12 protein-coding genes are annotated in these 11875 nt (G+C 63.9%); 8 read left to right on the top strand and 4 right to left on the bottom strand.

Annotation, left to right across the window (positions count from 1 at the left end; genetic code table 11):
- The coding region (locus GPA21_RS16115; RefSeq protein WP_422614163.1) for a PQQ-dependent sugar dehydrogenase at positions 1-310 on the bottom strand (310 nt) is incomplete at its 3' end.
- A gap of 142 nt (positions 311-452) precedes the next feature.
- On the opposite strand from GPA21_RS16115, the gene GPA21_RS16110 reads away from it, so the two are divergent.
- From GPA21_RS16110 to GPA21_RS16080, 7 genes are all read left to right on the top strand, one after another.
- A complete protein-coding gene (locus GPA21_RS16110; RefSeq protein WP_168989153.1) occupies positions 453-1136 on the top strand; it encodes a hypothetical protein in 684 nt (227 codons plus the stop codon).
- Between the two features lie 4 nt (positions 1137-1140).
- Positions 1141-1491, top strand: a complete 351-nt coding sequence (locus tag GPA21_RS16105; RefSeq protein WP_339379785.1) for a VanZ family protein — start codon at positions 1141-1143, stop codon at positions 1489-1491.
- Between the two features lie 141 nt (positions 1492-1632).
- Entirely contained in the window at positions 1633-2703 is a 1071-nt protein-coding gene (locus GPA21_RS16100; RefSeq protein WP_168989151.1) for a MotA/TolQ/ExbB proton channel family protein, read from the top strand.
- Positions 2704-2708: 5 nt separating this feature from the next.
- Complete coding sequence (locus tag GPA21_RS16095; RefSeq protein WP_168989150.1) at positions 2709-3878, top strand: peptidoglycan -binding protein; 1170 nt, start codon at positions 2709-2711, stop codon at positions 3876-3878.
- A gap of 117 nt (positions 3879-3995) precedes the next feature.
- On the top strand, positions 3996-5075 hold the full coding sequence (locus GPA21_RS16090) for an efflux RND transporter periplasmic adaptor subunit (RefSeq protein ID WP_168989149.1): 1080 nt from the start codon (positions 3996-3998) through the stop codon (positions 5073-5075).
- On the top strand, positions 5075-8233 hold the full coding sequence (locus GPA21_RS16085; protein WP_168989148.1) for an efflux RND transporter permease subunit: 3159 nt from the start codon (positions 5075-5077) through the stop codon (positions 8231-8233). Before GPA21_RS16090 ends, GPA21_RS16085 begins: the two co-directional genes overlap by 1 nt.
- Positions 8233-9141, top strand: coding sequence for an alpha/beta fold hydrolase (locus GPA21_RS16080; RefSeq protein WP_168989147.1), 909 nt, complete (start codon positions 8233-8235; stop codon positions 9139-9141). The genes GPA21_RS16085 and GPA21_RS16080 overlap by 1 nt, the downstream gene beginning before the upstream one ends.
- Here GPA21_RS16080 and GPA21_RS16075 read toward each other — a convergent pair.
- The 3 genes from GPA21_RS16075 to ylqF are packed head-to-tail and all read right to left on the bottom strand — an operon-like array spanning position 9129 to position 10684.
- Complete coding sequence (locus tag GPA21_RS16075; RefSeq protein ID WP_168989146.1) at positions 9129-9569, bottom strand: rhodanese-like domain-containing protein; 441 nt, start codon at positions 9567-9569, stop codon at positions 9129-9131. The two genes, GPA21_RS16080 and GPA21_RS16075, sit on opposite strands and share 13 nt — an antisense overlap.
- 7 nt (positions 9570-9576) lie before the next feature.
- The gene (locus GPA21_RS16070) at positions 9577-9780 is read right to left on the bottom strand and encodes a SlyX family protein (RefSeq protein ID WP_168989145.1); all 204 of its coding nucleotides are present in this window, start codon (positions 9778-9780) and stop codon (positions 9577-9579) included.
- 4 nt (positions 9781-9784) lie between these two features.
- Complete coding sequence (ylqF, locus tag GPA21_RS16065) at positions 9785-10684, bottom strand: ribosome biogenesis GTPase YlqF (protein WP_168989144.1); 900 nt, start codon at positions 10682-10684, stop codon at positions 9785-9787.
- Between the two features lie 366 nt (positions 10685-11050).
- Here ylqF and GPA21_RS16060 point away from each other — a divergent pair, with 366 nt between their 5' ends.
- Positions 11051-11632, top strand: coding sequence for a DUF1415 domain-containing protein (locus tag GPA21_RS16060; protein ID WP_168989143.1), 582 nt, complete (start codon positions 11051-11053; stop codon positions 11630-11632).
- The last annotated feature ends 243 nt before the right edge of the window (positions 11633-11875 follow it).

The raw sequence follows: 11875 nt of genomic DNA, 5'->3' as shown, positions 1-11875 counted from the left end.
CGACCACGTCCAGCAATCCACCCTGCCCGCTTGCATGCACGTTCGGTAGTCCCTCCACCGGCGCCGACACCAGGCCGTCAGCGGTGACGATCCTCATCCGCCCTGGGCGTTCGGTGACCAGCATGCGTCCGTCGGGCAGGAATGCAAGGCCCCAGGGCGTCTGCAACCCTTCTGCCACCGTGACGACCGACAGCGCTCCGGCCTCGCTGGCCACACGTTGCTGCGCCGAAGCGACCCCTGCAAGCACGACCGAGACGACGACAGCCAGGACGCGAACGCCAACGCCCGTCGTGGAACTCATGGAAAGCATCGTCAATCCTCCTTGTATTCGTCACGAGTCATGGAATGCGGACAACACAATTGTCGCCCCGGTTCAAATCCGTGTATCAGGCTCAAGCCCGACAGTCTCATGGGGCACAATAGCGCCCGATCCATCCTCTACGGACACCGCAATGAAGAAACTCGTGACAGCCGGCATCGTCATCATCCTCGCAATACTGGTGCTGCCAGTGGTCTGGGTGATGCTGGACGACAAAGGCCCCGACACGGAAGCTGTCGCCATGCTGCCGTGGCAGATCGAGGCCCTGCCCGATGGCACGAGCAGGGTGTTCGGTCTCACGCTCGGGGAGAGCCTGGTCGGCGATGCGCGCGCCCGATTCGGCCCCGACGTTGACATCGCGATCGTCGCCCCGCGTGATCGCGCACCGCTGCTGGAAGCCTATTACGAATCGGTGAATGCCGGATTCGTCACCGGCAAGATCATCCTCACCGCCGACATCGAAGACGACGAACTATCCGCCATGCGCGAACGTGCCCTCAAGGAGTCGTACATGGAGAGCGTGACACGCAAGATCACGTTGCGCCCCGAAGATGTGCAACGAGCGCGCGAAGCCCCGATCCGCGTGATCACCTTCATCCCGTCCGCCCGTCTCGACGAGACCGTGATCCGGCAGCGTTTCGGCGAACCTGCGCAGCGCGTACAGCGCGACGATGATCTCGAACACTTGCAGTACCCCATGCTTGGACTCGACGTCGCGCTCGGTCGGCGCGGACAGACCGTGATGCAGTATGTCGCACCACGCCAGTTCGAACTGCTGGCCCTGCCTGACGAAGGCGCCGAGAGTCCGGCGGAATGAACCCGTGACGCCAACAGTGCTCCGCCTCGCCTTCGTCGCCGCGTTGGTGGCGAGCTTCGCGCTGGCGCTGCTGCCAAGTCCGGATCTCCCTGCCGAGGTCGACCACGCGGACAAGATCGCCCATTTCATCGCCTATTTCGGCCTCGGCGCGCTGGGTCTGTTCGTCTGGCCAAGACATGCGCTCCCGGTCTGCGTGCTTCTCCTGACCCACGGCGCGCTCGTCGAGCTCGCACAGTCGCTCACCGACTACCGACAGGGAGACATCTGGGACTGGCTGGCCGATGCTGCTGGCGTCGCTGCGGCGCTCGCCGTTCATCAGCTCCTCAGATACTGGAAGCGCAATCCCCGTACCTGATTCTGCTACGAATTTGACCCATATCATGGCCGGACTGGTGCCAAAAGCGACACATAGGCCGGTGCCTGCAGGCATACGCAATTCGCGCTAGACTGCACCACCTGAGCACTAGCCGGTTCGACACCAAAAGGATACGCGCCGATGGATCGCATGGCCTTCACCCGCCCCATTCACGTCACCACCTGGATGGCTGTCTTTCTCGCACTGGTTGCGGGGCTGGCAGCCTTTCTCGTGCCGCAGCTCAAGCACGTGTTCATGGCGAACATGGCCTTCAACAGCGTGATCCTGCTCGTGCTCGCCGTCGGCATCATCGTCAATCTGCGCCAGGTCTGGCGTCTGCAGCGCGAAGTGTTGTGGATCGACAGCTTCAGCGCGTCCGACCCGGACCGCCCCCAGTTCATTCGCCCGGTGCTGCTCGCTCCGATGGCGAAGATGCTGTCCAGCCGCGACCGCGGCAAACTCAACCTCTCCCCGGCCTCGATGCGCTCCATACTGGACAGCGTGCAGATCCGTCTCGAGGAGCAACGCGATCTGAGCCGCTATCTCATCGGCGTGCTCATTTTCCTTGGCCTGCTTGGTACCTTCTGGGGTCTGCTGGTGACGATTCGCTCGGTCGGCGAGATCATCGCCGGCATGAGCGGCGGCACCGACGTCGTCGCGATGTTCGAGGAGCTCAAGGCCAAGCTCGAGCAACCGCTCGGCGGCATGGCGACCGCCTTCTCGACTTCGCTGTTCGGTCTGGCCGGCTCACTCGTGGTCGGTTTCCTGGACCTGCAGTCCGGCCATGCCCAGAACCGCTTCTACAACGAACTCGAGGAGTGGCTCTCCAACAGCACCCGCATTCCCTCGAGCATGGGCGGAGACGGCGAAGGCAGCGTGCCCGCCTACGTCCAGGCACTGCTCGAGCAGACCGCCGAAAGCCTCGACCGCATGCAGCGTTCGATCGGCGAATCCGAACGCGAGCGGCGGGCGACCGTGGACCAGCTGTCCGAGCTCAGCCATCAGCTCAATCGCTTGTCGGAAATGATCAGCCGCGAGTCCAGGGGTTTGTCGTCGGTCACCGAAACCCAGGAAGACTTGCGCACCCTGGTCCGGCAGCTTGCGAACAGGCCGAGCGAAAGTGCGCAGTTCTCCGATGAGCTGCGTTCCGAGTTGCGCCTGATGTCGCGCACCATCGCTGCCGCGCTCAGTAGCGGCAACAAGCCGGACTGACCGCCATGGCCGTGCTATCCCGACGTCGCCGGGCGCTGGATTTCTGGCCCGGTTTCGTGGACGCCATCTCAGCCCTGCTGATGGTGATGGTGTTCGTCATCCTGATCTTCGTCATTGGCCAGTTCGTGCTGTCCGATGCGGTATCTGGACGAGACCGGGCGCTCGATCGGCTCAACGCCGAGCTGGCGCTGCTGGTCGACACCCTGACCATGGAGAGCAAGGCGCGCGCCACGGCCGAGGCCCAGATCGGCGAGTTGCGGGCCACGCTTGCGCGGCTCGGTGAAGAGCGTGATCGCCTGACACTCGACCTGGAGCGTGCGGGCGAAGAACGTGCCGCCTTGACCGGAACGCTGGAGCAGACTCGCAGTGCTCTTGCCGCAACCGAGTCCGATCTGGCCGAGCAGGAAGAGCTCGCCGCGCGACTGATCGCCGACATCTCGGTGCTGGAGCGCATGAAGAGCGAGCTGGAGACCGAGGTCGCCCGCCTCGCGAGCGACCTGGACACCTCCGAGCGCGGGCTCAAGGATCAGGTCGAGGTCTCGGAGCGCGCGCTCGCCCAGGTCGAAATGCTCAACCGTCAGGTCGCCGAGGTCCGGCTGCAGCTCGAACAGCTCAACGCCGCGCTTGCGGCCGCAGAGGCCAGTGTCTCCGAACGCGACCTCGAGATCGAAGATCTCGGCCGGCAGCTCAACCTGGCACTCGCCGCCCGAGTGCAGGAGCTGGCCAGGTTCCGTTCGGAATTTTTCGGTCGCCTTCGCGCAGTACTCGGCGAGCGGGACGATATCCAGATCGTCGGCGACCGCTTCGTGTTCGCCAGCGAGGTGCTCTTCGCAACTGCATCCGACGAGGTCAGCGAAGACGGTCTGCGCCAACTGCTGCGCCTCGCGGAAACACTCAAGACCATCGCCGAGGACATCCCCGAGGATCTTCCCTGGGTGCTTCAGGTCGACGGACATACCGATCGCCGCCCGATCTCCACCGCACGCTTTCCGTCCAACTGGGAGCTGAGTACCGCGCGGGCACTGGCAATCGTGAAGTTCCTGCGCGATCAGGGCGTCCCGGCTCAGCGCCTGGCCGCCACCGGTTACGGCGAATACCATCCGCTCGATCCAGCGGATACCGCCGAGGCCTTTGCACGCAACCGGCGCATAGAGCTCAAGCTGACCAGCCGCTGAGCCCTGCCCTGCCCAGCCCGCGCACAGGCGGGCTTGCGGCTGACCTCCACGTGGGCTTGCCAGCGACCGCGGCTGTGTGCAAGCTGAGCACAGGGCTACTCCTGGCAGTCGATCAGCATGAGTTTCATCCGTCGCAACCGCTCCCTGTTCATCATTCTCGGCGTCGCCGCTTTGCTCGCACTTTGGATCGCCAGCGGCGTGATGCTTCGTGAGCCGCCGCGTCCGCCGGAGCGTGTGCAACCACCACCAATGAGTGTGGCCGTCGAGATCAGCCGCGCGAGCCCCATCGAGCGGGTGCTGACCCTGCAGAGCGAGGTACTGCCCGACCAGCAGGTATCGATTCGGGCGGAGACCCCCGGTCGGATCGAGTCGCTCGCGGTCGAGCGCGGCAGTTTCGTTGAAGCCGGAACCCTCATCGCTCGCATTGCCGAAGACGACCGCCCCGCCCGAATCCGTCAGGCCGAGGCTGCCGTCACCGGACGCGAAAGCGATTTTCGCTCCGCCCAGCGGCTGGCCGAAGGCGGCTTCCAGGCGCAACTGCGGGTAGAGATGGCGGCGGCAGATCTTGCTGCGGCACGCGCCGCACTCGAGGCTGCACGCCCCGATCTGCAGCGCACCCGGATCCACGCGCCAATCGCCGGCGTGGTCAATGCGCAACCGGCGCGCGTCGGCAGTTTCGTCAGCGTGGGCGACGTGGTTGCAGAAATCGTCGAGAACGATCCCCTGCTCGCCGTCGCCCATGTACCGCAACACCAGATTCGCCATGTCCACGCCGGCGCGCCAGCGTCGATCCGCATGATCGGCGACGTCGCCGCCGAGGGGCGCATCGCCTATGTGTCGGCGCTTGCCGACAGCGCAACCCGAACCTTTCGGGTGGAAATCGAACTGGCCAACCCGGACCGCAGCCTGCCTGCCGGTGTCAGCGCCCAGGTGGTGATTCCGCTCGAAACCGTCATGGCTCACAGGATCTCGCCGGCCCTGGTCACACTCGACGATCAAGGCCGGATCGGGGTGAAGGCTGTCGCTGACGACGACACCGTCGTCTTTCAGCCCATCGAGCCGGTGCGTGCCGACGTGCAAGGGATCTGGGTCAGCGGTCTGCCCGAGACCTTGCGGTTGATCACCGTCGGCCAGGGTTTCGTCAACGCCGGCGAGCATGTGACCGTGGTCAACCACGCGACCGACGGCGACGTGTGATGGGTGCGCTGATTCGTGCTGCCATCGACCGTGCGCGCACGGTGCTGATGCTGTTGCTGATGATTCTCACGCTCGGCAGCATCGCCTGGTCGGTGATCCCGAAGGAGGCGGCACCCGATGTCCAGATTCCGACCTTTTTCGTCAGCGTCAGCTATTCCGGCATCGCCCCCGAGGACAGCGAACGCCTGCTTGTGCGCCCGCTGGAACGCGAGCTGCAGTCGGTGGCCGGCCTCCGAAATCTCTATGCCAAGGCGGGCGAAGGCTTTGCCCTGATCCGCCTCGACTTCCAGGCCGGTTACGACAACCAACGCGCGCTCGCCGATCTGCGAGAAAAAGTCGATCAGGTCCGCCCGGAGCTACCGGCGGGTAGCGACGAACCGGTGATCCAGGAGGTAGACCTGTCGATCTTCCCGGTGCTCACGGTCGCCCTCTCGGGTCCCGTGCCGGAACGCACGCTGATCCGCATCGCACGCGGGCTGCGCGACAGCATTGAATCCCTGCCGGGCGTGCTGGAGGTGAAGATCGGCGGAGACCGCACCGACCTGCTCGAAGTCATCGTCGATCCCTTGACGGTGGAAAGCTACCAGATTCCCTACCACCTGCTCATCCAGGCGATCGAGCGCAACAACCGGCTGGTCGCCGCAGGCGCGATGGACACCGGTGCCGGGAGGGTCACGCTGAAGGTGCCAGGCGTCATCGAGACACTCGAAGACGTGTTCGCCCTGCCGGTCCTGGTCAGCGACACCACGGTCGTGACATTCGGCGATGTCGCCACCGGTCGGCGCACCTTCATGGATCCGGAAAGCTATGCGCGCATCAATGGCCAGCCGGCGGTCTCGCTCGAGATCCGCAAGCGCGCCGGGGCAAACATCATCGACACGGTGGCCGAAGCTCAGACCATCATCGACGCAGCCCGGGCCGACTGGCCCGAAGCACTTCGCGTCGATACCCTGCAGAACATGGCGGACGACGTCGCCGACATCCTCGGCGACCTCGAGAACAATGTGATCAGCGCGGTGGTGCTGGTGATGCTGACCATCGTCGCCGTACTCGGTGGGCGTTCTTCCTGGCTGGTGGGCCTCGCGATTCCCGGTGCCTTCCTTGGCGGCGTGCTGGCGATTCAGTTGCTCGGCTTCACGCTCAACATCGTAGTGCTGTTCTCGCTGATCCTGGTGGTCGGCATGCTGGTCGATGGTGCCATTGTCGTCGTCGAACAGGCCGACCGCTATCTGGCCGAGGGCATGGCGCGCCGTGAGGCCTTCGAGGCCGCCTCGATCCGCATGGCCTGGCCGATCATCGCCTCCACCCTGACCACGCTTGCGGTGTTCATCCCTATGCTGTTCTGGCCCGGCGTGGTCGGCGAATTCATGTTCTATCTACCGTCGACGGTGCTGGTTACCCTCACCGCCTCGCTCCTGATGGCGTTGATCTTCATCCCCACCCTCGGCGCGCTGTTCGGTGCGCGCGACGCCAGCCGGCCCGAGCAGGTCGAGCGCATCCAGGCGGCCGAACGCGGCGATTTCGCCCACATAGACGGATTCACCGCCCGCTATGTCGCCCTGCTGCGGGTGCTCGCTCAACGCCCCGGGCAGACCCTCGCCGGCGCGCTGATCGCGGTGGTTGGGGCCTATACGGCTTATGCCGAGTTCGGGCGCGGAGTCGACTTCTTTCCGCATGTCGAGCCGCGCTTCGCCCAGATCCAGATCCAGGCCCGCGGCGAGCTATCCATTGACGAAGCAGATGCTCTGGTACGCAGAGTCGAAAGTCGGGTACTCGACCAACCCGGTATCGAAACCGTCTATGCACACACCATCGGCTCGCCACGCATGCGCTTGCTGGCCGACTATGCGGAGGACGTGGTCGGCGTGATCCAGCTCGAGTTCGTCGACTGGCGAGTACGTGAACCGGCGGCGGCCATCCTCGAGCGTTTGCGCGATGTGACTGCCGATCTCCCGGGCATGGTGCTGCAGTTTCGCGAGCAGGAGAGCGGCCCGGTCGAGGGCAAACCGATCCAGATCGAGCTGCGCGGCCGCGACGAACCGGCACTGAACCGCGCGATGAGCGCATTGCGCGAGCGGGTGGACCGCGTCGGCGGATTCGTGGACGTCGAGGATGACCGTTCGCTGCCCGGCGTCGAACTGCGTGTCGAGGTGGACCATCGCGAGGCCGCCCGCTACGCGGCCGACATCGGCGTGCTCGGCAACGCGGTGCAGATGATCACGCACGGAATACGCCTCGGCGGCTACCGGCCTGACGATGCCGACGAGGAGGTCGACATCCGGGTACGTTTTCCCTTCGACGAGCGCAACCTTGCCCAACTCGTCAGCCTTCGGGTACCGACGGTGCACGGTCTGGTGCCGATCACCAATTTCGTGGAATTTCGCCCGGCTCCCAAGACAGGGATCATCAAGCGGGTCGATGGACTACGAACCTACACCCTGAGCGCCGACGTGGCGCCCGGCTTGCTGGTCGACACCCAGCTCCGCCTGCTGCAAGAGTCGCTTGCAGCCGAGCCGCTTGATGAGGATGTCGGCGTGCGTTTCCGCGGCCAGGCCGAGGAGCAGGCCGAAGCAATGGATTTTCTGCTGCTCGCCTTTGCGCTTGCGATCTTTCTGATGCTGGTCATCCTGGTGACCCAGTTCAACAGCTTCCACCAGGCCCTGCTGGTGCTCTCGGCCATCGTCTTTTCCACCGCCGGGGTGCTCATCGGCCTGTTGCTGCGGCAGGAGGCCTTCAGCATCGTCATGAGCGGTGTCGGTGTGATTGCGCTCGCCGGCGTCGTGGTGAACAACAACATCGTGCTTATCGATACCTACAACGTGCTGCGCCGTCAGGGCATCGAAGCGCTCGATGCCGCGCTGCGCACCGGCGCTCAGCGTCTGCGCCCTGTGCTGCTGACCACCATCACCACCATTCTTGGCCTGTTGCCGATGGTGTTTGGGCTAACCATCGACTTCATCAGCCGCGATTTCAGCATTGGCGCCCCCTCCACCCAGTACTGGATTCAACTCGCCACCGCGATCGCCGGCGGTTTGCTGATCGCAACGCCTCTGACGCTGCTTTTTACCCCGGCGATGCTGGTATGGGGCGAACGTCTGCGACGAAGCCCTGCGCGCAGCGATGCAACGCCTCTGAGCGTGGCGACTACGGAAAGCTGATGACCCCAGCCGCACCCCCTGCAGAACAGCACCACAGCCTGCTCACGCCCGACGGCGTCGCCCTGGCGTATCGTCTCACTCGACGCGGAACGCCCCGCCCGGCAGTGGTCCTGTTACACGGCATGGCCAGCAACATGACGCGCTGGAGCGAGTTCGTCGCCAATACGCGACTTGGTGAGGACTGGGACGTGCTGCGCCTCGATCTGCGCGGCCATGCCGAGTCGATAAGCCACGGGCGGATCGGCATGGATGTCTGGTGCGCGGACCTTGCCGCAATACTCGACGCCGAGGCGATTCCCGATGCGATTCTGGTCGGGCATTGCATGGGGGCCAACCTGGCCTTGCACTTCGCTGACAGGCACCCTGCGCGGGTGCGCACGCTGGTGCTCATCGAACCGATGTATCGCGAGGCGCTCACTGGCACCCTCGCCCGCTCGGCCCGATTTCGCCCACTCATTTCACTCGCGGTGCCGGCGCTGCGCCTTATGGCCAGACTGGGTCTTTACCGCCGCAAGCTGCCACCGATCGATCTCGCAAAGCTGGATCAAGAGGCACGCGAACACATCGCGGCTGAAAAAGCCGGCTTCCCGAGCCAGCGCTATGCCTCACCTTTGGAGGATTTGCGTCATTTCCCGCTGGTCGCGTATGTGCAGGACATGCTCGCAGTCACCGGCCCGCTACCACCGCCAGAGAGCATTCGAGCCCCTGTGCTCGTTCTGCTGTCCCAGGGCAGCGATTTCGCCAGTCCGACGCTGACCGCCCGCCTGCTCGAGAGCTTACCCGCGGGCCGAATCGAACAACTCGATGCTGAGCACTGGATTCCCACCGAGCAGCCCGATGTGATGCGTACCCTGATCGAGCAGTGGTGCGACCAGCACAGAAGGCAGGACAGCGATCAGCAGATCTGACAGGCCTCGACAGGCAGGCCACGCGCAATCCAGCCGGGGCCCGATCTGCTGCCGACCATGCCCTCCGGCACATGACGCACGTTGGTGAAACCCATCTCGGTCAGTATCGGCTGCAACCGGCTGGTGCGGTTGCCGGTACGGCAGATCAGCACGATCGCCGCGTCCAGATCGTTTCCGACCGCTGCATACACTTCGCGCGCGAAACCAGGCATGCCCTGCGGATGGAGCATGTTGATCGTTCTCACGCCCTTGGCCACACCGGTCTGACGCCATTCATCCGGTCGCCGGATGTCGATCAACGTCACTTCGCCTGCCTCGGCCAGTGCGAAGGCTTGTTCAGCAGTCAGATTGCCGCTGCGCTCGTCAGCTGCGGCGGTCAAGGCAAGCGCAAGCACCAGGCTCGCAAACAGGTATCTCATGGTCATCATGCCGTTCTCAGTAGTGCGGTGGAATCTCGTCGCGCAAGTCGCGCAGACCGGCCGCCGGCATGTTGTCCAGTTTCTCCGCAAGTCGCTTCACCTGAGCCTGCAACCGGTCGATCTGCTCCTGTTGACGGAAAATCGTGCGATTGAGTTCATCGAGCAAGTCCTCCGAGAAGCAGAGCTTGCTCTCGATGCGCTCCAGCCGTTCGTCGTCCATGGCTTCAGTCTCCGCTCGTGTCGTCCGCCTGGGCAGCCGCCGTTTGCGCGGCGGCGATCATCGCCGCGCGTGTCTCCGGGGTCTCCAGACTAATGGTGCCGAGCGCCGAACTGCGGAAATCATCGAGCAGGATCAACGAGGCCTTCTCCAGGTCCAGCCCACCGCCCTTGATCAGACAGCCACGCCGACGCGCGACCGCCTCGATCACCGCGGGTCCGTCCAGACCAGCGGGATCGACCTTGTAACGCGTGGCAAGCCGATCCGGATAGCGCGCGAGCAGGAGTTCGGCGAGAAAGGTCGCAACCTCCTCGTCGATCACCGCATTACGGCCGATCGCATGACAAGCCGCAAGCATGAAGCCGTCAGAGTCGAACTCGATCTTGGGCCACATCATGCCGGGCGTATCTGTGATCGTCATGTGCCCACCGAGATCGAAGGTCTGTTGTGATTTGGTCACCGCCGGCTCGTCCCCAACCTTTGCCACCCGCCGCTTGAGAAGCGCGTTCATCAAGGTCGACTTGCCCACGTTGGGGATGCCCATGATCATCATCCGCAGAGGCCTGGTGCCGTCGCTGCGATGCGGGGCGAGCTTCTGGCACAGCTTGGGCAGTCTCGCGACTTCTCCCGGCTTCTTGCAGCACAGCGCAATCGCAGTGACACCTTCCTGACGGTTGAACTCGTCCATCCACGCCTTGGTGGCGACCGGATCCGCCAAATCGGACTTGTTCAACACGCGCAGGCAGGGGCGCTGGCGAAACTCGCGCAACTCCCGGATCATCGGATTGCTGCTCGCCATGGGAATGCGGGCATCGAGCACCTCGATGACGACGTCGGTACGCGCAAGCGTCTCGGCCGCGCGCTTGCGCGCCGAGGTCATGTGACCGGGGAACCACTGAATTGGCATGGGGGCGGATTCTAAGACTAAACCCGGATTATCCCCGATTCGCTTGGAGCCCGCTCACTGCATGGGGATTTTCAGGAAACCAAAGACAGCAACAAGTCAGTCACCAGCACAATCAGCCCGCCACCCAAGGCAAGCAGCGTAATCAGCGTGACGCCCTCTTTCATGGCATTACATCTCCAGTCGACTCTCGATTTCTCTCCCGGTGCGGCGAAGCATGCATCGACTGCGGCGCAACTGGAAATGATTGGGATCAAATTGCTTCGCCCGAAGCCCCGAAAGATGATTTGCTCAGCCTGGATGAACCGCCGGCGGACAGGCGAGATGCACTTCCGGCAGAATACCGGTTTTCAATTCCAGGACACCTCTATGAACCGGGACGAAGTGCTGGCCGCGACGCGGCTGTGGATCGAGAAGGCGGTGATCGGGCTCGAACTGTGTCCGTTCGCACGGCAGGTCTACGTACGCGACCAGGTTCGCTATGTCGTCAGCGAGGCGAAGCATCTGGACGCCTTCCTCGAGCAGCTGGACGAAGAGCTCGAGTTGCTCGCCGAGACCGAAGCGGAGAAGATCGACACCACACTGCTGATTCATCCGACACTTTTCGCAGACTTCGAAACCTTCAACGAGGTGGTCGGTATCGCCGAGGAGGCCGTGCTGGAGCATGACCTCGAAGGCGTGCTGCAGGTGGCGAGTTTTCATCCACGCTTCCGCTTCGAGGGCACCGAGGAGGACGACATCGCCAACTACACCAACCGCGCGCCCTTCCCCACCTTGCACCTGCTGCGGGAAGACAGCCTGGCGAAGGCGCTCGCAGCCTACCCCGGCGACCCGGACGAGATCTACAAGCGCAACATCGAGACGCTGAAGGCGCTCGGCCAATCGGGTTGGTCCGCGCTTGGTTTGCATGACGCAGCGCCCCCTCCCAACGATGATTCCAGCGGCACATAGCCTGAACGCAGGCCGATCGCCTGATGACATTCTTTTTCATCTGAGCGCCAAGTACCGCACGGAAGTGGTCAGCATGGTTGCGTTATAGTCGGGCGGCCCCGCATAGGGGTGCTGTGGGGGATCCGTGCGCGCAGCGCGCCGCCCTTCAGGCCGAAAATCACTGACACAAAGGTAACCATGATTCAACGCAGGGAAGAGTCCAATCGCGTAACAGTGGCGCCGGTCTCGGCCGATGTGACGCTG

It is taken from the genome of Azoarcus taiwanensis (assembly GCF_012910885.1).
Classification (GTDB): domain Bacteria; phylum Pseudomonadota; class Gammaproteobacteria; order Burkholderiales; family Rhodocyclaceae; genus Azoarcus_F; species Azoarcus_F taiwanensis.
Note: the sequence above shows the minus strand (reverse complement) of the source record. Positions and strands in the feature narration are given on the sequence as shown.

Bases quoted from the DNA above. Each gene is read 5' to 3' on its own strand.
- GPA21_RS16110 (WP_168989153.1), top strand. From the start codon at position 453: ATGAAGAAACTCGTGACAGCCGGCATCGTCATCATCCTCGCAATACTG.
- GPA21_RS16100 (WP_168989151.1), top strand. From the start codon at position 1,633: ATGGATCGCATGGCCTTCACCCGCCCCATTCACGTCACCACCTGGATG.
- GPA21_RS16095 (WP_168989150.1), top strand. From the start codon at position 2,709: ATGGCCGTGCTATCCCGACGTCGCCGGGCGCTGGATTTCTGGCCCGGT.
- GPA21_RS16090 (WP_168989149.1), top strand. From the start codon at position 3,996: ATGAGTTTCATCCGTCGCAACCGCTCCCTGTTCATCATTCTCGGCGTC.
- GPA21_RS16085 (WP_168989148.1), top strand. From the start codon at position 5,075: ATGGGTGCGCTGATTCGTGCTGCCATCGACCGTGCGCGCACGGTGCTG.
- GPA21_RS16080 (WP_168989147.1), top strand. From the start codon at position 8,233: ATGACCCCAGCCGCACCCCCTGCAGAACAGCACCACAGCCTGCTCACG.
- GPA21_RS16075 (WP_168989146.1), bottom strand. From the start codon at position 9,569: ATGATGACCATGAGATACCTGTTTGCGAGCCTGGTGCTTGCGCTTGCC.
- GPA21_RS16070 (WP_168989145.1), bottom strand. From the start codon at position 9,780: ATGGACGACGAACGGCTGGAGCGCATCGAGAGCAAGCTCTGCTTCTCG.
- ylqF (WP_168989144.1), bottom strand. From the start codon at position 10,684: ATGCCAATTCAGTGGTTCCCCGGTCACATGACCTCGGCGCGCAAGCGC.
- GPA21_RS16060 (WP_168989143.1), top strand. From the start codon at position 11,051: ATGAACCGGGACGAAGTGCTGGCCGCGACGCGGCTGTGGATCGAGAAG.